This window comes from Streptomyces sp. JLBG701, assembly GCF_058544905.1.
This window is the reverse complement of the sequence record NZ_CM178588.1, coordinates 10,290,201-10,312,959: the sequence shown is the minus strand read 5'-3', so window position 1 is coordinate 10,312,959 and position 22,759 is coordinate 10,290,201. Positions and strand designations below refer to the sequence as shown.

Annotated in this window: 20 protein-coding genes; 11 read left to right on the top strand and 9 right to left on the bottom strand. The window is 69.9% G+C overall.

Annotated features, from left to right (window positions below):
• Positions 1-33: 33 nt before the first annotated feature.
• From AC5DRG_RS47160 to AC5DRG_RS47150, 3 genes are all read left to right on the top strand, one after another.
• Positions 34-1,284, top strand: a complete 1,251-nt coding sequence (locus AC5DRG_RS47160) for an FUSC family protein (protein WP_491806465.1) — start codon at positions 34-36, stop codon at positions 1,282-1,284.
• A gap of 55 nt (positions 1,285-1,339) precedes the next feature.
• The gene (locus tag AC5DRG_RS47155; protein WP_491806464.1) at positions 1,340-2,398 is read left to right on the top strand and encodes a hypothetical protein; all 1,059 of its coding nucleotides are present in this window, start codon (positions 1,340-1,342) and stop codon (positions 2,396-2,398) included.
• 80 nt (positions 2,399-2,478) lie between these two features.
• A complete protein-coding gene (locus AC5DRG_RS47150; protein ID WP_491806463.1) occupies positions 2,479-3,687 on the top strand; it encodes a lactonase family protein in 1,209 nt (402 codons plus the stop codon).
• Here AC5DRG_RS47150 and AC5DRG_RS47145 read toward each other — a convergent pair.
• Positions 3,655-4,416, bottom strand: coding sequence for a DUF2470 domain-containing protein (locus tag AC5DRG_RS47145; protein WP_491806462.1), 762 nt, complete (start codon positions 4,414-4,416; stop codon positions 3,655-3,657). The two genes, AC5DRG_RS47150 and AC5DRG_RS47145, sit on opposite strands and share 33 nt — an antisense overlap.
• Before the next feature lie 88 nt (positions 4,417-4,504).
• A complete protein-coding gene (locus AC5DRG_RS47140) occupies positions 4,505-5,113 on the bottom strand; it encodes a TetR/AcrR family transcriptional regulator (protein ID WP_491806461.1) in 609 nt (202 codons plus the stop codon).
• 108 nt (positions 5,114-5,221) lie between these two features.
• Here AC5DRG_RS47140 and AC5DRG_RS47135 point away from each other — a divergent pair, with 108 nt between their 5' ends.
• Together AC5DRG_RS47135 and AC5DRG_RS47130 are read left to right on the top strand one after the other, a co-directional pair.
• Positions 5,222-6,730 (top strand): cytochrome P450, encoded by a 1,509-nt coding sequence (locus tag AC5DRG_RS47135; RefSeq protein ID WP_491806460.1) that lies wholly within the window; start codon positions 5,222-5,224, stop codon positions 6,728-6,730.
• A gap of 155 nt (positions 6,731-6,885) precedes the next feature.
• Entirely contained in the window at positions 6,886-7,086 is a 201-nt protein-coding gene (locus AC5DRG_RS47130) for a DUF5999 family protein (RefSeq protein WP_491806459.1), read from the top strand.
• A 20-nt stretch (positions 7,087-7,106) separates the two neighbouring features.
• On the opposite strand, the gene AC5DRG_RS47125 is transcribed toward AC5DRG_RS47130, so the two are convergent.
• The 7 genes from AC5DRG_RS47125 to AC5DRG_RS47095 all read right to left on the bottom strand — a co-directional run bounded on the left by AC5DRG_RS47125 (position 7,107) and on the right by AC5DRG_RS47095 (position 14,695).
• Positions 7,107-8,132, bottom strand: coding sequence for a LacI family DNA-binding transcriptional regulator (locus AC5DRG_RS47125; protein WP_491806458.1), 1,026 nt, complete (start codon positions 8,130-8,132; stop codon positions 7,107-7,109).
• 79 nt (positions 8,133-8,211) lie between these two features.
• Entirely contained in the window at positions 8,212-9,636 is a 1,425-nt protein-coding gene (locus AC5DRG_RS47120; RefSeq protein WP_491806457.1) for a BNR repeat-containing protein, read from the bottom strand.
• 16 nt (positions 9,637-9,652) lie between these two features.
• Positions 9,653-9,973, bottom strand: coding sequence for an L-rhamnose mutarotase (locus AC5DRG_RS47115; protein WP_491806456.1), 321 nt, complete (start codon positions 9,971-9,973; stop codon positions 9,653-9,655).
• Positions 9,974-9,990: 17 nt separating this feature from the next.
• Complete coding sequence (rhaS, locus tag AC5DRG_RS47110) at positions 9,991-11,073, bottom strand: rhamnose ABC transporter substrate-binding protein (protein ID WP_491806455.1); 1,083 nt, start codon at positions 11,071-11,073, stop codon at positions 9,991-9,993.
• A gap of 100 nt (positions 11,074-11,173) precedes the next feature.
• Positions 11,174-12,148, bottom strand: a complete 975-nt coding sequence (locus AC5DRG_RS47105; RefSeq protein WP_491806454.1) for an ABC transporter permease — start codon at positions 12,146-12,148, stop codon at positions 11,174-11,176.
• Positions 12,141-13,181: an ABC transporter permease gene (locus tag AC5DRG_RS47100; protein WP_491806453.1), complete on the bottom strand. Its 1,041-nt coding sequence runs from the start codon at positions 13,179-13,181 to the stop codon at positions 12,141-12,143. The genes AC5DRG_RS47105 and AC5DRG_RS47100 overlap by 8 nt, the downstream gene beginning before the upstream one ends.
• Positions 13,178-14,695, bottom strand: a complete 1,518-nt coding sequence (locus AC5DRG_RS47095; RefSeq protein ID WP_491806452.1) for a sugar ABC transporter ATP-binding protein — start codon at positions 14,693-14,695, stop codon at positions 13,178-13,180. The genes AC5DRG_RS47100 and AC5DRG_RS47095 overlap by 4 nt, the downstream gene beginning before the upstream one ends.
• 332 nt (positions 14,696-15,027) lie before the next feature.
• Here AC5DRG_RS47095 and rhaI point away from each other — a divergent pair, with 332 nt between their 5' ends.
• The 6 genes from rhaI to AC5DRG_RS47065 all read left to right on the top strand — a co-directional run bounded on the left by rhaI (position 15,028) and on the right by AC5DRG_RS47065 (position 22,756).
• Positions 15,028-16,188, top strand: a complete 1,161-nt coding sequence (gene rhaI / locus AC5DRG_RS47090) for an L-rhamnose isomerase (protein ID WP_491806451.1) — start codon at positions 15,028-15,030, stop codon at positions 16,186-16,188.
• 113 nt (positions 16,189-16,301) lie between these two features.
• Positions 16,302-18,341 (top strand): bifunctional aldolase/short-chain dehydrogenase, encoded by a 2,040-nt coding sequence (locus tag AC5DRG_RS47085; protein ID WP_491806450.1) that lies wholly within the window; start codon positions 16,302-16,304, stop codon positions 18,339-18,341.
• Entirely contained in the window at positions 18,338-19,801 is a 1,464-nt protein-coding gene (locus tag AC5DRG_RS47080) for a rhamnulokinase (protein WP_491806449.1), read from the top strand. The genes AC5DRG_RS47085 and AC5DRG_RS47080 overlap by 4 nt, the downstream gene beginning before the upstream one ends.
• Positions 19,802-19,872: 71 nt before the next feature.
• Positions 19,873-20,628, top strand: a complete 756-nt coding sequence (locus AC5DRG_RS47075; RefSeq protein WP_491806448.1) for a (Fe-S)-binding protein — start codon at positions 19,873-19,875, stop codon at positions 20,626-20,628.
• Positions 20,625-22,112, top strand: a complete 1,488-nt coding sequence (locus AC5DRG_RS47070) for a LutB/LldF family L-lactate oxidation iron-sulfur protein (protein ID WP_491806447.1) — start codon at positions 20,625-20,627, stop codon at positions 22,110-22,112. Before AC5DRG_RS47075 ends, AC5DRG_RS47070 begins: the two co-directional genes overlap by 4 nt.
• Positions 22,109-22,756, top strand: a complete 648-nt coding sequence (locus AC5DRG_RS47065) for a LutC/YkgG family protein (RefSeq protein ID WP_491806446.1) — start codon at positions 22,109-22,111, stop codon at positions 22,754-22,756. Before AC5DRG_RS47070 ends, AC5DRG_RS47065 begins: the two co-directional genes overlap by 4 nt.
• The last annotated feature ends 3 nt before the right edge of the window (positions 22,757-22,759 follow it).

Here is a 22,759-nt window from a genome sequence, read left to right as displayed (position 1 = left end):
TCGGTCCAACCGTGAGAGGAGGGCAGCCCGAAGATGCCAGATGTACGTGAGGGGACGGCGTCCCTGGTGCGTTTTGTGAAGCGGCGCCGGGATCCCGTCGTCGTCCAGACGCTCCGGTCGACGGCCGCGGCGACGATCGCGTACGTCATCGCGCTGCGCCTCAGCTCCGAGGCGGCGCCGCTCACCGCGCCGCTCACCGCGCTCCTGGTCGTCCAGGTCACCCTGTACGCCACGCTCACCACCGGAATCCGCAGGGTCAACTCCGTGGTGGCCGGAGTGCTCGTCGCCATCGCCTTCAGCCTGCTGGTCGGGCTGACCTGGTGGAGCCTCGCGCTGGTGATCCTCGCCTCGCTGATCGTCGGGCACCTCGTGCGGGTCGACGAGTTCGTGCCCGAGGTGGCGATCAGCGCGATGCTGGTCCTCGGGGTGACCACGGTCGGGGACACCGCCTGGGACCGGGTGGTGGAGACGCTGATCGGCGCGGTCGTCGGGCTCGGCTTCAATCTGGTGCTCGCGCCACCCGTGTGGGTGGACGAGGCCGGCGAGTCCATCGAGGGGCTGGCCCGCCGGGTACGGCAGTTGATGCTGCGGATGGGCGAGGAGGCCGCGGGCCGCACACCCGTCGAGCACGCGGCGGCCCGGCTGCACGAGGCGCGCCGTCTGGACCACGACATCGTCGAGGTGGACGCGGCCCTGCGCCAGGCGGAGGAGAGCCTGCGGCTCAATCCGCGGGTGCGCGAGGGCCTGTTGCACCGGGTGGTGCTGCGTACGGGACTGGACACGCTGGAGATCTGCACGGTCGTACTGCGGGTTCTCGCGCGTACTCTCACCGACCTCGCCAAGGAGCGCGATCCCGAGCCGCTGTTCGCGCCGGAGACGGGCGCCGCGGTGGAGCGGCTGCTGTCCGAGATCGCCGACGCCGTGGTCAGTTTCGCGGTCCTGGTCACCACGGACGTCAGTGTGAGCGCCGAGTCTGCGGAGTCGCGGCTCGCCGCCGGGCTGCACTCCGCCGCGGCCACCCGCGACAAGCTGGCCCAGCTGCTGCTGGAGGAGGTCCAGCGCGACGCCGGCCAGTGGCAGCTGCACGGCGCGGTCCTGACCGAGGTCAACCGCATCCTCGACGAGCTGGACACCGAGCACCGTTCGCGCCGGCTGCTGGAAGAGCTGGACCGCTGCACCCGCGAGGAGCGGGAGCGGATGCCGCGGCTGACCCGGTTGCGGGAGCGGGTGCTTCCCGACCGGCCGCGCAGGAACCGGGCCGCCCTCGCCCGTCGTTCTAGGTGACGTAGTCACCTGGAGGCGCCCCGCGTCTCCGGACCAGCGATCAGGGGGCGGGCCCATGACCGACACCACGGTGCGGATCGACGGGAACACAGTGCGGCTGCCGGGCGGTGCGGCGGTGCGGTTCGTCCGCACGCTGCGGCTGCCCGAGACGGGCACGCACCCGCTGCCGCCGGGGCTCGGCGAGTTCCCGGTCCGGCGTGTCTCGGACTACCCGGACACCGTGCCCGAGCAGTGGCGGGCGCGCGGCGGTGTGCTGCTGCCGGTGTATCTGCGCGAGGCCATGTGGCTGAGCTTCGCGGGCACGAGGGAGCCGGCCGCCCTTCAGGTCGGGGTGGGCAAGGTGTGCGCGGTCTCGGGCCGGCCGTGGAGCGACCGGCTGTCCCGGGATCCGCAGAACTACGTCGTATTGCCGCGGCAGCCGTGGCTGGACGGCATCAACTCCGGGAAGGGGACGGTCCGCCAGTTCGTGGCGGTGCCGCTGGGCCTCGGAGCGACCGTCGAGGGCCAGGTGACGGGCGAGGAGGTCTGGGGCGGCGTGCAGCTCCAATCGTTCCCGCTCACCGACGCGGAACTGACCAGGTGGCGTGCGGAGGAGCGGCGCAAGGCCGAGCAGGAGCGTGCCGTACGGTCCCGGCAGGCCATCGGTGGCCACGGCGTCGCGATGCCGTTGGCGGCGCCGCCCGCACCGGCCGCGGCCGCCGGTGTCGCCCGCGCGGGCCGTCCGCGTGCCGCGGCCGCCATGGGGCTCGGTGTCGGCGGCTCCATGCGGCAGGAGGTCTACCAGGACGACCGGCCGCTGACGCACTGGTCGAAGGAGCCCGCCGGGCGGGTGTTCGTCCACCTGGTGACGCCCCCGGAGTGGCGCCGTATCACCGGCGAGGCTCCCCCGCCGTCGCCCGTGGACCGCGCGGCGTACACCCGTGCCGGGCTGCCCTGGTTCGACTACTTCGACCAGGACGCCGACGACCTCGCCCCCACGGACGCGCTCGAAGTGGTGAAGCCGGTCGGCGACTGGATCGGTGACGACCACGAGCCCTGGCAGGAGCCGTCGGCGCACCAGGTGAAGCCGCTGAAGGACGTACCGGGCAAGCCGGTGGAGGACGGCGACTGGTAGGGGCCGTTGTTGCACGTGAGGGGTGGTCCAAGTCAAGGTGGCTGTGGGAACCGGGGCAAGCGACTACCTGAGGTGCGTGCATGGGCAGGGGCGACTGGAGCAGGCGCCGATTTGTCGGCGCCCTCGCGGGATCGGCCGCCGCGACGGCGCTGCCGGGCTGCGACGCCGCATCGGATACGGCGGCTCCGGCGCCCGAAGCCTCGGCAGCCTCTGGCCCTGAAGCGGGTGCGAGCACGCAGAGCGCTTCGCCCGCCTCTTCCGGCCCCCGCCTCCTCCACCTCGGCACCTACACCTCCGCCGAGGGCGGAGGCACGGGCATCGGCCTGGCCACCTACGACCCGACCACGGGCCGTATCACCGGCGCGGGCACCGTCACCGGCGTCGGCGACCCGTCGTATCTCGCCCTGCACCCTGACGGCCGCACGCTGTACGCGGTCAATGAGCGCGAGTCCGGCGGGGTGACCGCGGTCAGGCTGGCCGACCGCGAGGTTCTTGGCACGCGAGGCACCGGTGGCGCGGCGCCCTGTCATCTGTCGGTGCATCCGGGCGGGCGCTGGCTGCTGAGCGCCAACTACGGTTCCGGCAGTGTGGCCGTGCATCCGATCGACGCCTCGGGCGCGCTCGGTGAGCGCACCGACCTGGTCACGCACCGCAGTCCGTCGCCGGGGCCGGGTCAACAGGGCCCGCACGCCCACCAGTTCGTCACGAGCCCGGACGGCGGCCGGGTGCTCGCCGTCGATCTCGGCACCGACACGGTGTACACGTACGGGCTCGACACCGCCAAGGGCACGCTCACCGAGGTCGCCCAGGCGCAGACCCGCCCGGGCGCGGGCCCGCGGCACCTCACATTCCATCCCGGCGGACGGCACGCCTATCTGGCCAACGAGGTCGACAACTCGGTGTCGGTCTGCGGCTACGACCCGGACAGCGGCCGGCTGACCATTGGCGACCCGCAGTCCACGGGCACGGGCGAGGGCACGAGCTACCCGGCGCAGATCCTGGTGACCTCCAACGGCGCGTACGCCTATCTCGCCAACCGGGGTCACAACAGCCTCACCCGCTATGCGGTGGAGGCCGACGGAGCCCGGCTCAGGCTGCTCGACACCGTGCCGGTGGCCGGTGACTTCCCGCGCCAGATCGCCTTCTCACCGGACGGAACGCTGCTGTTCGCGGCGAACCAGAGGTCGAGCACCGTGAGCGTCTTCCACGTGGACCGCGAAAGCGGCGAACTGCGGCTCGCGGGCGAGCCGTTCGCCTCACCCCTCGCCGTCTGTGCGCTGCCGCTGTAGGGCACGGGGGCAGGAGGCGGCGCTGGCCTGGGTGAGCAGGATGTGCATGCGTTCCGTGAGCTGCGCGAGGTCGTCGGCGGGCCGGTGGAACGGCAGCCGTACGTCGCCGTGGGCGCGGGCGCGCTCGATGCGCAGCGTCAGTCCGTGCCGGTCGACCGCGAGGGGCTGGACGCGGACCGCGCCGTGCAGGCTGTCGGGCTCGACGAGGCGGGTGAGCCGCTCGACCGCGTCGCCGTGGCAGTCCGCGAGGTGGGTCAGCAGCCGGGCCTCGGCGGTGGCCAGCGGATCGGGCTGGGCGGCGGCGAACTCGTCGAGGTCGACCACGACCGCGCCGGACGGCTGGCGCAACACCACCCGCGTGGCCTGGAACACCAGGCGCGTGCCCGCCTCGCCCTCCTCCAGGTCCTCCCCTTGGCTCTCGCCCTGGACGAACCAGCCGGCGAGCCAGAGCCGGGCGCGGATGCGGTTGCGCACGGGGACGGGCGCCACGTCGGCGAATTCCAGTACGGCGGACGGCTCGCCGCGCGGTGCGCAGATCGCGGCCGCGAGCAGGGCGCTGTCGTCGGGTACGTGCAGGAGCACCCGCCCGTCCTCGGACGCGCCGTGCGCGCCGACGAACTCCTCGCGCCCGCCCTCCGCGGTCACTGTGCAGGACCACGAGGCGGCGAGCACCGAACGGGCCCGTTCCGCCGCGGCAGGCGCGGCCGTCCAGCCTTGGCTGTCACCCATCCCAAAACCTCCTTAGGTAAGCCTTGCCTAACCTACCGAAGAACGAGGTGTACGCCAACCAGGCTCCGCTGTGAGTTTGCGGCGTGTTTCAGATCGCGATGACACCCAGCAGGGCACGCGCACACAGATCGCGCACCTGTTCCCGGGTCAGTTCGGCGTCGCGCAGCCATTCCAGACAGACGGCGGTGGTGAAGGCCAGCCAGCCACGAACGGCGAACCTCAGGTCGGGTCGCTCCTCGGCCAGCGCGCCGAACTCGGGGTCCGCGGCGAGCGCCGCGAGGATCTGCCGCTCCTGCGCGGCCAGCGCCCGGTGGTAGACCTTGCGTACGGCCTGGTCGCCCGCCGCGTCGGCACGGTGGAAGGCGCGGAAGCCGTGGGCGTGTGCCTGCACGTACTCCAGGTAGGTGTCGAGGCCGGCGGTGAGCTGCTCGCGCGCGGGAACTCCGGGCACGGCCGCGGTCATCCGCAGCATCCGCTCGCTCTCCCGCTCGACGACCGCCGCGAAGAAGTCACGTTTCGTCGGGAAGTAGTGGTACAACAGCCCGCGGGAGACACCGGCGATCTCGGCGACCTGCTCGATCCACACGTCGTCGTAGGGGCTCTCCGAGAACAGCCGCGCCCCGACCGTGAGGAGCTGTTCCCTGCGCTCCTCGGTGCTGAGCCGGCGGCGCGTGCGCTCGCCCTGGTTCGCGGCCATGCCCGCACTTTACTTGACGCCGGTTCAACAACGGGACCAGACTTGGGAACGCTATTGAATCCACGTACAACGTGCTCAACCTGCCGCTGCGTCAAGGGAGATCGCGTCATGGCGGAGACGACGACAGAATCCGGTACGACGACAGGGGCCGGTGCCGGCTCCGGCGCGACAGCGGAGTCCGGGCTGCCGAGAGGCTTCCGCAGCGCCGAGCAGGGCTGGCCCGAGCTTCACCGCATCCCGCATCCACCGCACCGGCTGCCGCTGCTGGGTGACGTGCTCGGCGCCAGTCGCCGCACTCCCCTCCAGGACTCGCTCCGCTACGCCCCTCAACTGGGGCCGATCTTCCGGCGCAAGGCGTTCGGCAACGAGTTCGTGTTCACCTGGGGTGCCGAGCTCGCGGCGGACCTGGCGGACGAGTCGCGCTTCGCAAAGCATGTGGGCCTGGGGATCGCCAACCTGCGGCCGGTCGTCGGGGACGCGCTGTTCACGGCGTACAACCACGAGCCCAACTGGCAGCTGGCGCACGACGTCCTGGCCCCCGGCTTCAGCCGTGAGGCCATGGAGGGCTACCACCCGATGATGCTGGCCGTGGCCGAGCGGCTCACCGACCACTGGGACCGTCAGGTGGCGGCGGGTCTGGCGGTGGACGTGCCCGGGGACATGACCAAGCTGACTCTGGAGACGATCGCGCGCACCGGGTTCGGGCACGATTTCGGTTCCTTCGAGCGCTCCCGGCCGCATCCCTTCGTGACCGCGATGGTGGGCACGCTCAGCTACGCCCAGCGGCTCAACACCGTGCCCTCGCCGCTGGCCCCGCTGCTGCTGCGCGGCGCGACGAGGCGCAACGAGGCCGACATCGCGTACCTCAACCGCACGGTCGACGCCTTGGTGCACGAACGCCGCGCGGCCGCCGGCACCGGGGACGGGGACCTGCTCGACCGCATGCTGGAGACGGCACACCCCGACACCGGCGAGCGCCTCTCCCCCGAGAACGTCCGCCGCCAGGTCATCACCTTCCTGGTGGCCGGCCACGAGACCACCTCGGGCGCACTGTCCTTCGCCCTGCACTACCTCTCCCGCCACCCCGACATCGCGGCCCGCGCCCGCGCCGAGGTGGACCGCGTCTGGGGCGACGCGCCGGTGCCCGGCTACGACCAGGTGGCCAAACTGCGGTACGTACGCCGGGTGCTGGACGAGGCCCTGCGGCTGTGGCCGACCGCGCCCGCCTACGCCCGCGAGGCCCGGCACGACACCGTGCTGGCCGGCGACCACCCGATGCGGCGGGGCGCCTGGACGCTCGTACTGACGGCGATGCTGCACCGCGACCCCGAGGTGTGGGGCGCCGACGCCGAGAAGTTCGACCCGGACCGCTTCGACGCGAAGGCCGTACGGGCCCGAGCCCCGCACACCTTCAAACCGTTCGGCACCGGGGCGCGGGCGTGCATCGGCCGCCAGTTCGCGCTGCACGAGGCCACGCTGGTGCTCGGCCTGCTGCTGCGCCGCTACGAACTGCGTCCGGACCCCGACTACCGCCTGCGCGTGACCGAGCGACTCACCCTGATGCCGGACGGCCTGCGACTCCACCTGGAGCGGCGGACTCCTGCTGCGAGTGACTGAGCCGTTCCGACATCCAACTCCCCCACCCGGTACGAAAACTCACCGATGAGTTCTCGGCTGTGTGGGGGTCTTCTAATCCAGCGGAAAACAAGCTCGGCTACCACTGAGGTAGCAGCCCACAGAGTCGGGAGCCTGACGGATCGAGGAGCGAGACCATGTGCAGCCACCAGCCATCGTGTACTGCAGCGGAGAGCACCGAACACCACGCCGCCGCGATCGTGTCGGCCCACCCCGAACAGGGCTGGAGCCTGCTGTGCAACGGCACCATCGTCTTCGACGACACCGGTGAACTTTTGCCGGACGGGCGGGTCGTGAACCCGCACCGTGCTCTCGGCCCGCTGGCCGTGGCCGCCTGACCGAGTCGGCGGGCGGAACGTCAGCGGGCCGCAAGGCTGGAGCGGCGGACCACCAGCTCCGGCTGGAGCACCACCCGTCGGTGCTCGTGCGGCTTCGGCGCGGTCTCCGCCTCGGTCTCCTCCAGGAGCAGTTCCGCGGCCAGGGCACCCATGGTGACGGCGGGCTGGCGTACGGACGTGAGGGGGACGGCCGCGGCGGCCGCGAACTCGATGTCGTCGTAGCCGACGATCGCGAGGTCGTCGGGGACGCCGACGCCGGCCGCGTACATGGCCTGGAGGACGCCGAGGGCGAGCAGGTCGTTGGCGCAGAAGACGGCGGTCGGGCGGACGGCGAGGCCCAGCAGACGGGCTCCGGCGTCGCGGCCGGCGGCGACATCGAGCCGCTCCGTCGGCAGCTCGCGCAGGGCGTCCGGGCCCAGGCCCGCCTCGGCGAGCGCGTTCAGGGCGCCGGTGCGGCGGTCGCGCACCTGGTTGAGGCCGGGCGGACCGCTGACGTACGCGATGGAGCGGTGTCCGGCGTCGATCAGGTGCCGTACGGCCAGGGCGCCGCCCGCCACGTCGTCCACGGAGACCGAGCACTCGGTGGTGCCCTCGGCGACCCGGTCGACGAGGACGAAGGGGATGCCGTGGCGGCGGAACCAGGCGATGTTGCGGCCGCTCGCATCGGTGGGGGTCAGCAGCACGCCGCGGACCCGCTGCTCGGCGAAGAGGGAGAGGTACTCGGCCTCCTCGTCGGCGCTCTGGGCGCTGTTGCAGACCATGACGCCGAGTCCGGCCTGGCGCGCGGCCCGCTCGGCGCCGCGGGTGACGTCGACGAAGAAGGGGTTGCCCATGTCGAGGACGAGCAGCCCCATGATGCGGCTGCGGCCCGCGCGCAGCTGGCGCGCGGACTCGCTGCGGACGTAACCGAGCCGGTCGATCGCGGACAGCACACGCGCGCGTGTCTCCGTGGCGACGGTGTCCGGGCGGTTGATGACGTTGGAGACCGTGCCGACGGAGACTCCGGCGACACGGGCGACGTCCTTGATACCCACCGACTGGGCCATCAGGCGGGGACCTCCAGATGAACGGGGAGCGGCGGGCATGCCCTCACATTACCGGCATGCCCGACCGCGGCGGATCCGGTCACGCGGGCAGCGCGAAGTCGACGACGTGGAGTGCCGAGGGGGTCGTACCGCTGGACTTCTCCTGGTAGAGGACGGACAGGACGTTGTCCTGGGCGATCCGCATCTCGTCGATGACGACCTCGCCGAAGGCGTTGAGGGTGCTGCCGTCGTACAGGAGCGCCCAGTCGGTGTATCCGGAGGCCTTGGAGGCGCCGGCGATCCTGCCGAAGGGGAGGACGGCGTAGGCGTTGTCGTACTTGTCGAGGAGCAGCCTGGTGCGCTGGCTGGAGTTGAGGGCGATGGGGATCTCGGTCTTCTGCCAGGTGCCGGAGGAATTCTTGCGGACGTGGAAGGCGCGGCCGTTGGCGGTGCGGTCGGTGACGTAGTTGGTGGTGCACTGGCCGAAGCGGCCGGGCACGTAGCTGATGATCGCGTGCGGCAGGCCCGAGGAGTCCGTGAACTGGCTCTCCTGGTTCATCAGGGAGTGGTCGGGGTTCAGCGCGTCGATCACCAGGCCGCTGTCGGTGACGGCGACCTTGTCGGTGCCGCCGGTGGTGCCGACGACGGTGCCCGCGTTGTTGCGCCAGGTGCGGCCGCGGTCGTCGGAGTAGACGTAGCCCGTGTCGTGGTTGGTGATGCCGCCGCTGCTGCACATCACTGCGCCGTTCTGCTCGCGCCAGGTGAAGAAGGAGTGCAGCCGGCCGTATCTGTCGTAGTCGATGCCGTGCAGGTACATGTTGCGGACCGTGCTGGTGCCGTGCTCGCTGGTGTACGTGCCGGTGGAACTGGTCCACTCGCCGAGGGCCGTCCAGGTCGAACCGTCGTACTCGGCAAGGGCGTTGCGGCCGTTGCCGGAGACCGCGACGCGGTAGCTCAGCTGGAGCTTGCCCTCGGGGGTGGAGATGAACTGCGGGTAGGTGAACTGGGTGGTGAGGGCGAGTCCGTCGAGGGTGGACTGGGGGCTGCCGAAGCGGCTCGCGGTCCAGGTCAGGCCGGAGGGGTTGTCCATGAGGCCGGCGACCGACTTGACGTAGGTGAAGCCGTCGCTGTGGGAGTCCATGTTGAGGTGGAGGCGGCCGTCGACCTTGGAGACGCCCATGGAGATGACGTTGTGGGAGTCGCTGGCCTTGAGGGTGTGGCCGACCTGGACCGTCGACCAGGTGCTGCCGCCGAGGACCCGGCGGCCGACGACGGCGTTTTTGTCGGCGGTGTACCAGACGGCGTACTGGTAGCCCTTGTACGTCAACAACCCGTTCTTCTGGAAGGAGTTGTTGTTGACCAGGCCGTCGTAGGAGACGAAGAAGACGGCCTGGGAGTCGAGCGTGGTGCTGCCGGTCCGAGTGACCGAAGGACCGGGGTCGGCGGCCCGTGCGGTGCCCGCGCCGAGGCCCGGGCCGGCCACGGCACCGAGGACGGCCGTGGCGAGCAAAGTGCGTCTTCTCATGTCAGCGAACTCCGGCTCAGGCTAGGTGGAAGACTTCGGTCAGGGGCTTCATCGATTCATCGGGTCGGGCGCCGTCCAGTGACTCGAAGAACGGCGCCATCTCCGCCTGCCAACGGGCGTTGACGTCGGTAGCTTCCATGCCGGCCTGGGCGGCGGCGAAGTCCTCGGTCTCCAAGTAGCCGACCAGCAGGCCGTCTTCGCGCAGGAAGAGCGAGTAGTTGTGCCAGCCGGTGGCCGAGAGCGCTTGGAGCATCTCGGGCCACACGGCGGCATGCCGCTCGCGGTACTCGTCGAGGCGGTCCGCCCGGACCTTCAGCAGAAAGCACACACGCTGCATCAACATCCCCCGGGGAATCAGAAGTTGAACTGGTCGATGTTGTCCTTGTTGAACACGGTCGGCTTGCCCAGGTTGATCACACCGTCCTTGCCGATGGTGAACTCGCCCATGTCACCGGCCGTGAAGGTCTCGCCCTCCTTGCCGGTGATCTGCCCGGACACCAGCGCCACAGCCGTACGCGCGGCCAGCTCGCCGAGCTTCGCCGGGTCCCACAGCTCGAAGCCCTCGACGGTGCCGTTCTTGACGTACTTGCGCATGTCGTTGGGCGTGCCGAGGCCGGTCAGCTTGACCTTGCCCTTGTACTTGGAGCCCGACAGGTACTGGGCGGCCGCCTTGATGCCGACGGTGGTCGGGGAGATGATCCCCTTCAGGTTCGGGTACTCCTGGAGCAGGCCCTGGGTCTGCTGGAAGGACTGCTGGGCGTCGTCGTTGCCGTAGGCGACCTTGACCAGCTTGATGTCCTTGTACTTGGCGTCCTTCAGCTCCTCCTTCATGAAGTCGATCCAGGTGTTCTGGTTGGTGGCGGTCTGCGCGGCGGACAGGATCGCGATCTCGCCCTTGTAGCCGATCTGTTCGGCGAGCAGCTGCACCTCGGTACGGCCCAGGTCCTCGGCGCTGGCCTGCGACACGAACGCGTTGCGGCAGTCGGCCTTGGTGTCGGAGTCGTAGGTGACGACCTTGATGTCGTTCGTCATGGCCTGCTTGAGCGCGGTGCACAGCGCACCCGGGTCCTGCGCGGACACGGCCATCGCGTCGACCTGCTGCTGGGTGAGCGTGTTGACGTAACTCACCTGCCCGGAGGTGTCGGTGGCGCTGGAGGGCCCGACCTCCTTGTAACTGGACCCGAGCTCCGTGAGCGCGGTCTCGCCACCCTTGTCGGCGGAGGTGAAGTAGGGGTTGTTGACCTGCTTGGGCAGGAACCCGACGGTCAGCCCCTTCTTGGTGGCCGCGTTCGGGTCGGCCTTGCCGGCGGTGGCGTTGGAGCTGCCTTCGTCCTTGACGTCCTCCTTGGTGGTGCCGCCGCAGGCGGTAGCGGCGAGGGCGAGGGAAGTGACGGCAGCGAGGGCTACACAGGCACGACGGATAGACGACTTGCGCATGACGGGTTCCTTTTGACGAAGGTGAGCGGACGCGCCCCTTCAGGGGCGCGGGGAACTGCGCGACCAGCCACGATGGACCCGCAGCTTTCGAACGGCGCTACTACGTAAGCCTTTGCGCCCTGGCGACTGACACCTGCCGTGCAACCCGAGGCCCAAGCACGGACAGCACAAGCAGCACACCGGTGACGACGATCTGCGACTGAGCGGAAACGTCCTGAAGACTCATCACGTTCTGCAACGCCCCGAGCAGAAACACCCCGGCGATGGCGCCACCGAGCGTGCCCTTGCCACCGTCGAAGTCGATGCCGCCAAGCAACACAGCCGCGACCACGGAGAGTTCGAGGCCCGTCGCGTTGTCATAGCGCGCGCTGGCGTAATGCAACGCCCAGAAGATCCCGGTGAGCGAGGCCATAAGACCCGTCACCGTGAAAAGGATCAGCTTCTGCCGCTTCACGCGAAGACCCGCGAACCGAGCCGCCTCCTCGCTCGCGCCGATCGCGAACACCGCCCGCCCGAACGGCGTGGCATGCAGCACGACCACGGCGATCGCGAGCAGCACGAGGAAGGGCAGGAAGGCCTGCGGAACGAACGTGTCCCCGACCCGCCCGGCCGCGAAGTCCAGGTACTGGGTCGGAAAGTCGGTCACCGCATCGGAGCCGAGCACGATCTGCGCGATACCCCGGTAAGCGGCCAACGTGCCTATGGTGACGGCGAGGGAGGGCAGCCCGAGCCGGGTGACGAGCAGCCCGTTGACAAGCCCGCAGACGACACCCAGCAGCAGGCAGATCGGGATGATCGACTCGATCGTCATGCCCTGGTTCCACAGGTAGCCCATCACCGCGCCGGACAGTCCGGCCGTGGAGGCGACCGACAGGTCGATCTCGCCTGAGACGACCAGCAGGGTCATCGGCAGCGCGATCAACGCGATCGGGAGGGTGTTGCCGATCAGGAACGACAGGTTGAGCGCGTTGCCGAAGCCGTCCACGAAGCCGAAGGACAGCAGGAGCACGACCAGGAGGAGGGCGCCGACCACCGTGTCCCAGCGGATCGCGCGCGTCAGGGTGGTATCAGCCATGGCGGGCGTTCCTCTTCTTCAGGGCGGAGGCCACGCGCAGCGCGACGATCCGGTCGACCGCGATGGCGAGCAGGAGCAGGATGCCGTTGATGGCGAGCACCCAGACGGAGCTGACACCGAGGGCGGGCAGGACGCTGTTGATGGAGGTCAGCAGCAGCGCGCCGAGGGCCGCCCCGTAGACGCTGCCGGAGCCGCCGGTGAAGACGACACCGCCGACCACGACCGCGCTGACGACGGTGAGTTCGTAGCCGTTGCCCGTACCGGAGTCGACGTTGCCGAACCGGGCCAGGTACATCGCCCCGGCGAGGCCGGCGAGTCCGCCGCAGAAGGTGTAGGCGGCGAGGATCCGCTTACGGACGGGGATGCCTGCGAGGCGGGCGGCCTCGGGGTTGGAGCCGAGCGCGTACAGCTCGCGGCCGCTGCCGAAGTGCTTGAGGTAGTACGCGGTGGCCACCAGGACCACCAGGGCGATCATCGCCAGCCACGGCACCGCCGAGATGCCGCCGGAGCCGAAGTCGACGAATCCGCCGGGGAGATCGGCCGCTGTGATCTGCCGGGAGCCGACCCAGATGGAGTCGATGCCGCGGATGATGTAGAGCGTGCCGAGGGTGACGACGAGCGCGGGCACCTGGCCGAGGCTGACGAGCAGGCCGTTCAGCAGTCCGAAGCCGATGCCGACCAGGACCGCCAGCACGATCGCGACGACCGTGTTGCCGCCGTCCTGGAGATAGAGGCCGGCCGCGAAGGCGCTGATACCGAGGGTCGAGCCGACCGACAGGTCGACGTTGCGGGTGATGACGACCAGGGACTGTCCGGTGGCGACCAGCACGAGGATGGTGGCGTTCAGCAGCAGGTCCTTGATGCCCTGCTCGGACAGGAACTCGCTGTTGCCCATCTGGGTGACGGCGATCATCACCAGGAAGACGGCCAGAATGGCGAGTTCACGCATCTTGAAGACGCGGTCGACCAGCCGGGTGCCGCTGGACTTGGGCACCTCGGCGGCGGGCGCGGGGTTGGGGGCGATCACCGTCATGCGGCGGCCCTCCCGGTGGCGGCGGCCATCACGGTTTCCTCGGTGGCTTCGGAGCGCGCGATCTCGGCGGTGAGCCGGCCCTCGTGCATCACCAGCACGCGGTCGGCCATGCCGAGGATCTCGGGCAGGTCGGAGGAGATCATCAGCACGGCCACGCCGTCGGCGGCCAACTCGCCGAGCAGCCTGTGCACTTCGGCCTTGGTGCCGACGTCGATGCCACGGGTCGGCTCGTCGACGATCAGCACCTTGGGGCCGGTGGCGAGCCACTTGGCGAGGACGACCTTCTGCTGGTTGCCGCCGGACAGCGTGTTCACGGTGTCGGCGATCCGGGCGTACTTCACCTGGAGCTTGACGGCCCAGTCGAGGGAGCGACTACGCTCGGCGCCCCGGTCCATCAGCCCTCCCTTGACGGTCGTACGGAGTCCGGTCAGGCCGATGTTCCGCTCGATGGACATGTCCATCACCAGGCCCTGGGCGCGACGGTCCTCGGGGACGAGGGCGAGCCCGGCGGCCATGGCGGTGGAGGGCGCGCCGTTGGTGAGGGTCTTGCCGTCCACCTCGACCTCGCCCGCGTCCCAGCGGTCGATGCCGAAGACGGCCCGGGCCACCTCCGTACGGCCGGCGCCGACCAGCCCGGCGAGGCCGACGATCTCGCCGCGCCGCACGTCGAAGGAGACATCGGTGAAGACTCCCTCGCGGGTCAACCGGCGCACGCTCAACGCGACTTCACCGGCCTCGATGTCCTGCTTCGGGTACAGCTCGTCGAGGTCGCGGCCGACCATGCGGCGTACGAGGTCCTCCTCGGTCATGCCTTCGATCGGCTCGCTGGCGATCCAGGCGCCGTCGCGCAGGGTGGTGACCCGTTGGCAGATCTGGAAGATCTCCTCCAGCCGGTGCGAGATGAACAGGACCGCCGCGCCCTGTTCGCGCAGGGTGCGCACCACGCCGAAGAGGCGGGCGACCTCGCTGCCGGTGAGGGCCGCGGTCGGCTCGTCCATGATCAGGACGCGGGCGTCGAAGGAGAGGGCCTTGGCGATCTCGACGATCTGCTGGTCGGCGATGGACAGGCCGCGCGCGGGTCGGTCGGGGTCGAGTTCGACACCGAGGCGCTTCATCAGGGCGGCGGTCGCCGCGTGGGTGGCCTTGTGGTCGATACGGCCGAGGGCACGCCGGGGCTGGCGGCCCATGTAGATGTTCTCGGCGATCGACAGGTCGGGGAAGAGCGTGGGTTCCTGGTAGATCACGGCGATCCCGGCGTCGCGGGCGTCACCGGGACCGTGGAAGACGGTGGGCTCGCCGTCGAGCAGCACCTGGCCGGCGTCCGGTCGGTGCACCCCTGCAAGGGTCTTGATGAGGGTCGACTTGCCTGCGCCGTTCTCTCCGGCGAGGGCATGTACCTCGCCGGGGAAAAGCTCCAGGGAGACGTCCCGCAGAGCGCGTACGGCGCCGAAGGACTTGGAGATGTCCTTCAGCGCCAGCACCGGGGCCGGACCCGTATCGGACGGGTGGGTCATGAGGGGCTCCTCGACGACGCCGGTGGGCGACCATCACGACGTCGTGAAAGGTTTCAACTTGGTTGCCGGGACGTTAGACACGAGAGCCATGTCACGTCAATGGGTCCGTGTCGAAAAAGTTTCGATAGCCGAAGGTCACGCCCAAGTCACGGAAACCGGTGTCGACCCGGGGGGTTGACACCCCTTCGGGAGGCCCATAGCTTCCCGTTCTGAATCGTTTCATCATGCAGTCGTTCATGCACTCGCTCATGCAGTACTTCACGTAGCTGTTCAGGCAGTCGTTCCGACCCGATCAAGCAGTCGTACCGACCCGATGTCACAGGAGCCCCGAAGTGACCGAGCTCTCCGCGGTGAAGGCCGCTCTCAAGACCCAGGCCGTCGAGACGCCGTCGTGGGCGTACGGGAACTCGGGAACCCGCTTCAAGGTGTTCGCCCAGCAGGGCGTGCCCCGCAACCCGCGCGAGAAGCTGGACGACGCGGCTCAGGTGCACGCGGTCACCGGCGTGGCCCCGACCGTGGCTCTGCACATTCCCTGGGACAAGGTCGAGGACTATGCGGCGCTTGCCAAGTACGCGCAGGAGCGTGGGCTGAAGCTGGGGGCGATCAACTCCAACACGTTCCAGGACGACGACTACAAGCTGGGCAGCATCTGTCATCCGGACGCGGCGGTGCGGCGCAAGGCTCTTGATCATCTGCTGGAGTGCGTCGACATCATGGACGCGACGGGGTCGACGGATCTGAAGCTGTGGTTCGCCGACGGTACGAACTATCCCGGGCAGGACGACCTTCGGGAGCGGCAGGACCGGCTCGCCGAGGGGCTTGCCCAGGTGTACGAGCGGCTCGGTGACGGGCAGCGGATGCTGCTGGAGTACAAGTTCTTCGAGCCGGCGTTCTATTCGACCGACGTTCCGGACTGGGGTACCGCCTACGCCCACTGCCTCAAGCTCGGTGAGAAGGCGCAGGTCGTGGTCGACACGGGGCATCATGCGCCCGGCACCAACATCGAGTTCATCGTCGCGACGTTGTTGCGGGAGGGGAAGCTCGGGGGGTTCGACTTCAACTCCCGGTTCTACGCGGACGACGATCTGATGGTGGGGGCCGCGGATCCGTTCCAGCTGTTCCGGATCATGTATGAGGTGATCCGGGGTGGGGGGTTCGTGCCTGGGGTCGCGTTCATGCTCGATCAGTGTCACAACATCGAGGCGAAGATTCCGGCGATCATCCGGTCGGTGATGAATGTGCAGGAGGCCACGGCGAAGGCTCTGCTTGTTGACCGTGAGGCCTTGGCTGTGGCTCAGCGGTCCGGTGACGTGCTTGAGGCCAACGCGGTGATCATGGACGCGTACAACACGGATGTGCGGCCGCTCTTGCGGGAGGTGCGGGAGGAGATGGGCTTGGATGCCGACCCCATTTCTGCGTATCGCCGGAGCGGGTGGCAGGAGCGGATTGTTGTTGAGCGGGTTGGTGGGCAGCAGGCCGGGTGGGGTGCGTAAGCGTCTGCCTGGATCTGTTGTTTGCGGGCTACCGGTCCGTTGTGGCTGGTCACGCAGCTCCCCGCGCCCCTGAAGACATTCACTCACCCTCTGTTCAGTAAGGACTGAAGTTCATGGCACCCCACCCCGAAGCCGCCTCCCTCCTCTCCCGTTCCCATCGGCTCGGCGCCGACCCCCGCAACACCAACTACGCCGGTGGCAATACGTCCGCCAAGGGCGCCGGCACCGATCCCGTCACCGGTGGTGATGTCGAGTTGATGTGGGTCAAGGGGTCCGGTGGGGATCTGGGGACGCTGAGCGAGTCGGGGCTGGCCGTCTTGCGGCTCGACCGGCTGCGGGCGCTCACGCAGGTGTATCCGGGGGTGGAACGCGAGGACGAGATGGTGGCAGCGTTCGACTACTGCCTGCATGGGAAGGGGGGCGCGGCGCCTTCCATCGACACCGCCATGCACGGGCTGGTGGACGCGGCCCACGTCGATCATCTGCACCCCGACTCCGGGATCGCGCTGGCCTGTGCAGCGGACGGGGAGAAGCTGACCGCCGAGTGTTTCGGCGATGCCGTGGTGTGGGTGCCGTGGCGTCGGCCCGGGTTCCAGCTCGGGCTGGACATCGCGGCGATCAAAGAGGCCAATCCGCAGGCCGTCGGGTGTGTTCTCGGGGGGCACGGGATCACGGCTTGGGGGGACACGTCCGAGGAGTGCGAGCGCAACTCGCTGCACATCATCCGTACCGCAGAGGCGTTCCTCGTCGAGCGGGGGAAGGCCGAGCCCTTCGGTTCGGTGCTTGACGGGTACGCAGCCCTGCCGGAAGTCGAGCGGCGGGAGCGGGCCGCGGCGCTCGCTCCGTTCGTGCGGGCCATCGCCTCCCAGGACCGGCCTCAGGTCGGGCACTTCAACGACTCCGACGCGGTGCTGGACTTCGTCGCCCGTGCCGAGCACCCGCGGCTGGCCGCCCTCGGCACTTCCTGCCCGGACCACTTCCTGCGGACCAAGGTGCGGCCGCTCGTGCTCGATCTGCCGCCGACCGCCCCGCTCGACGAGGCGATCGCGCGGCTCAAGGAGCTGCACGCCGAGTACCGCGAGGAGTACGCCGCCTACTACCAGCGGCACGCGCTGCCCGACTCGCCCGCCATGCGAGGCGCCGACCCGGCGATCGTGCTCGTGCCCGGCGTCGGCATGTTCTCCTTCGGCAAGGACAAGCAGACCGCGCGGGTGGCCGGCGAGTTCTACGTCAACGCGATCAATGTGATGCGTGGCGCTGAAGCGGTCTCGACTTACGCACCGATCGAGGAGTCGGAGAAGTTCCGCATCGAGTACTGGGCCCTTGAGGAGGCCAAGCTTCAGCGGATGCCCAAGCCCAAGGCTCTCGCCACGCGAGTCGCTCTCGTCACCGGTGCGGGGAGCGGCATCGGGAAGGCGATCGCGCGGCGGCTGGTCGACGAGGGGGCATGTGTCGTCGTCGCGGACCTCAACTCCGACAACGCCCGTGCCGTCGCCGAGGAGTTGGGCGGGCCCGACAAGGCCGTCGCTGTCAGCGTCGACGTCACTTCCGAGGAGCAGATCGCCGAGGCGTTCCAGGCCGCCGTGCTGGCGTTCGGCGGGGTCGACCTGGTCGTGAACAATGCCGGGATCTCCATCTCCAAGCCGCTGCTGGAGACTTCGGCCAAGGACTGGGACCTCCAGCACGACATCATGGCCCGCGGGTCCTTCCTCGTCGCGCGCGAGGCCGCCCGGGTGATGATCGCGCAGGGGCTGGGTGGCGACATCGTCTACATCGCCTCCAAGAACGCCGTTTTCGCCGGGCCAAACAACATCGCCTATTCCGCGACCAAGGCCGACCAGGCGCATCAAGTACGGCTCCTGGCCGCCGAGTTGGGCGAGCACGGCATCCGCGTCAACGGGGTCAACCCGGACGGCGTCGTGCGCGGCTCGGGCATCTTCGCCGGTGGCTGGGGTGCGCAGCGGGCGGCCGTGTACGGGGTGGAGGAGTCGAAGCTGGGCGAGTTCTACGCGCAGCGGACCATCCTCAAGCGCGAGGTGCTGCCGGAGCATGTCGCGAACGCCGTGTTCGCGCTGACCGGCGGGGAGTTGACACACACCACCGGGCTGCACGTCCCGGTGGACGCCGGCGTCGCGGCCGCCTTCCTGCGATGAGCGCGGCCGTGAAGTCGTACGCCGCGGTCGACCTCGGCGCGTCCAGCGGACGTGTCATGGTCGGCCGAGTCGGCCCCGACACCCTGGAGCTGAGCGAGGCGCACCGCTTCGCCAACCGGCCCGTCCGGGTGCCCGAAGGGCTGCGTTGGGACATCCTCGCGCTGTACGCGGGAGTGCTGGACGGGCTGAAGGCGGCGGGCGCCGCCACCGGCGGGCGGATCGCCTCGGTCGGCATCGACAGCTGGGCCGTGGACTACGGTCTGCTCGATGCCGACGGGGGTCTGCTCGGCAATCCCGTGCACTACCGGGATCCTCGTACCGAGGGCGTCGCGGAGAAGGTGTGGGCGACCGTGCCCGCCGCCGAGTTGTACGCGGCGACCGGGTTGCAGTACGCCCCCTTCAACACCCTGTATCAGCTGACGGCCGCCCGCTCCACTTCCCAACTGGCCTTCGCCAAGCGGCTGTTGCTCATCCCCGACCTGCTGTCGTACTGGCTGACGGGCGAGCAGGGCACCGAGCTCACCAACGCCTCCACCACCCAGCTGATCGATCCCCGGACGCGCGAGTGGTCGTACGACATCGCCTCGCGGCTGGGTATCGACCTGGAGTTGTTCGCGCCGCTGCGCCGGCCCGGCGATCCGGCGGGGCTGCTGCGGCCCGAGGTGCTGGAGGAGACCGGGCTGGCCGCTCCGGTGCCGGTGACGGCCGTCGGTTCGCACGACACCGCCTCCGCGGTGGCCGCCGTCCCCGCCGTCGGTGAGCGCTTCGCGTACATCTGCACCGGCACCTGGTCGCTGGCCGGTCTGGAGCTGCCGGCGCCCATGCTGACCGAGGCGAGCCGTGCGGCCAACTTCACCAATGAGCTGGGGCTGGACGGCACGGTCCGGTATCTGCGCAACATCATGGGGCTGTGGCTGCTCCAGGAGTGTGTACGGGAGTGGGGGGACCCCGAGCTGGGCGAGCTGCTGCGCGTCGCGGCCGAGGTGCCGGCGCTGCGGTCGGTCGTGGACGCGGGGGACGCGGCGTTCCTGGCGCCGGGCCGGATGCCGGAGCGGATCCGGGAGGCGTGCCGGGCGTCCGGGCAGCCGGTGCCCGGGTCCCCCGCCGAGATCACGCGCTGCATCCTCGACTCCCTGGCCCTCGCCCATCGCCGGGCCGTCGAGGACGCCCAGCGGCTCGCCGACCATCCGGTCGACGTCGTGCACATCGTGGGCGGCGGAGCACGGAACGCGCTGCTGTGCCAGCTGACCGCCGACGCCTGCGGGCTGCCGGTGGTGGCCGGGCCGGCCGAGGCGGCGGCGCTGGGCAACGTGCTCGTGCAGGCGCGGGCCCACGGGCTCGCCGGCGACCGTACCGAGATGCGCGAACTGCTCACCCGTACCCAGCCGTTGACCCGGTACGAGCCGCAGGGCGAGACCGCCGCCTGGCGTGCCGCGCAGGCCCGGCTCGCCGGAGGGTGACCGGGGGCTGCCGTGGCCCCTTCCCCGGCACTACTCTGCACTCATCCGATGATCGACCCCAAGGAGCCGCGATGCGTGTCGCTCTGTTCCTGACCTGTGTCAACGACACGCTCTATCCGGACACCGGCCGTGCCGTGGTGAAACTGCTGACCAGGCTGGGCGTCGAGGTCGACTTCCCGTTGGCGCAGACCTGCTGCGGGCAGGCGCACTACAACACCGGGTATCGGCACGAGGCCGAGCCGCTCGCCCGGCATTTCTCCGATGTATTCGGGGAGTACGAGGCGATCGTGACGCCCTCCGGATCGTGCGGGGCGATGGTGCGGGAGCTGTATCCGCGGATGGGCGAGCGGGCGCGGGCGGAGGGGCGTGGGGACAGCCTCGCGGCCACGCTCGCGCCGGTCGTGCCGAAGACGTACGAGCTCACCGAATTCCTGGTGGACGTGCTCGGCGTGACGGACGTGGGGGCCTACTACCCGCACACCGTCACCTACCACCCCACCTGCCACGGCCTGCGCAGTCTGGGCCTTGGCGACCGGCCGCGCCGACTGCTCCAGGCCGTCAAGGGGCTGGAGTTGAAGGAGCTGCCGGGCGCCGACGAGTGCTGTGGCTTCGGCGGCACCTTCGCCCTCAAGAACCCCGATGTCTCGGCGGCGATGGGTGCCGACAAGGTCCGCAACGCCGAGTCGACCGGCGCCGAGGTGCTGTGCGCCGCCGACAACTCCTGTCTGATGCACATCGGCGGCACGATGACCCGGCTCAGCACGGCCATGCGGCCGGTGCACATCGCGGAGATCCTGGCGAGCACGGAAGAGGAGCCGACGGCATGAGCGGGACGTTCGTGGGGATGCCCGCCTTCCCGGAGGCGGCGCGAGAGGCCGTGCACAACCAGACCCTGCGCGGCAATCTGCGCCACGCCACGCACACGATCCGCGCCAAGCGGGCCAAGGCCGTGGCGGAGGTGTCGGACTGGGCGGCGCTGCGGGAGGCCGGCAAGCAGATCAAGGACCACACACTCCGCCATCTCGACCGGTATCTCGTGCAGTTGGAGGAGTCGGTCACCGCGGCGGGCGGCATCGTCCACTGGGCCGCCGACGCCGACGAGGCCAACCGGATCGTCACTCAACTGGTCAAGGAGACCGGCGAGTCGGAGGTCGTCAAGGTCAAGTCGATGGCCACGCAGGAGATCGGCCTCAACGAAGCCCTCGAAGCCGAGGGCATCCACGCCTACGAGACCGATCTCGCCGAGCTCATCGTGCAGTTGGGCAAGGACCGGCCCTCGCACATCCTCGTCCCGGCGATCCACCGCAACCGTGGCGAGATCCGGGACATCTTCGTACGCGAGATGAGCGAGTGGGGGCGTCCCGCACCCGAGGGCCTCACCGACACGCCCGCCGAACTCGCCGAGGCGGCGCGCCTGCACCTGCGGGAGAAGTTCCTGCGCGCCAAGGTCGGCATCTCCGGTGCCAACTTCATGGTCGCCGAGACCGGCACGCTGGTCGTGGTCGAATCGGAGGGCAACGGCCGGATGTGCCTCACCCTCCCGGAGACCCTGATCTCGGTCGTCGGCATCGAGAAGATCGTGCCGACCTGGCGGGACCTGGAGGTGTTCCTCCAGACACTCCCCCGCTCGTCGACGGCCGAGCGCATGAACCCGTACACGTCGATGTGGACGGGCACGACGGACTCCGAGACCGCCGACGGCCCGCAGACCTTCCACCTGGTCCTGCTGGACAACGGCCGCACCGACACGCTCGCCGACGAGGTCGGACGCCAGGCCCTGCGCTGCATCCGCTGCTCGGCGTGTCTCAACGTCTGCCCGGTGTACGAGCGGGCCGGCGGCCACGCCTACGGCTCGGTGTACCCGGGCCCGATCGGCGCCATCCTCAGCCCCCAACTCCGGGGCACGGCAAGCGAGATCGACGCCTCGCTCCCGTACGCGTCGTCGCTGTGCGGCGCCTGCTACGAGGTGTGCCCGGTCGCCATCGACATCCCCGAGGTGCTGGTGCATCTGCGGGAACGGGTCGTCGAGGGCGGCCAGGTGACGCGGGAGGGCAACAAGGTGGTGCTGAAACCCGCGAAGGGCCACGCCGCCGAGCGGGCGGCCATGCGGGCGGCACGCTGGGCGTTCAGCCACCCGGGTGCGCTTCGCACGGGCCAGCGGGCCGCCTCCCGCACCCGCCGCCTCCATCCACGGACCTTGCCCGGCCCCGGCAAGGCGTGGAGCGCGACACGGGACCTGCCGGCGGTGCCCGCCGAGCCGTTCCGTGACTGGTGGCAGCGCACGCAGGGCGGAAAGGACGGAAGCAAGTGAGCAGCAGGGAACGGATCCTGGGCCGGGTGCGGCGCGCATTGGCGGACGTAGAACAGGACGACACGCCCTACGAGCAGGCCGTTGAGCGTTCCTATCTGGACGAGCACGGGGCCCGGAGTGTCGCGGAGACGGTGGATCTGCTCGCCGAGAACCTGGCGGACTACCGGGCGATCGTTCACCGCACGGACGCCGAGGAGCTGCCGTATCTGATCATGCGGCTGCTGGCCCAGCGCGGCCCGCAGTACGTCCTCGTTCCGCCAAGTCTGCCGCCCGAGTGGATGTCGGCCGCGGACCCCACCCGGGTCCACGACCGCGCCGTGAGCACTGCGCACGAGCTGGACAAGGTGGCGAGCGTGGTCACGGGCTGCGCGCTCGCGATCGCCGAGACCGGCACGATCGTCCTCGACGGCTCCCCGGACCAGGGCCGCCGCCGGATCACGCTCGTCCCCGACCACCACATCTGCGTCGTACGCGTCCCCGACCAGGTCGTCTCCTCGGTCCCCCAGGCCCTCCCCAGGCTGGACCCGACACGCCCGCTGACCTGGATCTCCGGCCCCTCGGCGACCAGCGACATCGAACTGGACCGGGTCGAGGGGGTGCATGGACCCCGCACCCTGGAGGTGGTGCTGGTGAGCGGGGAGTGAGGG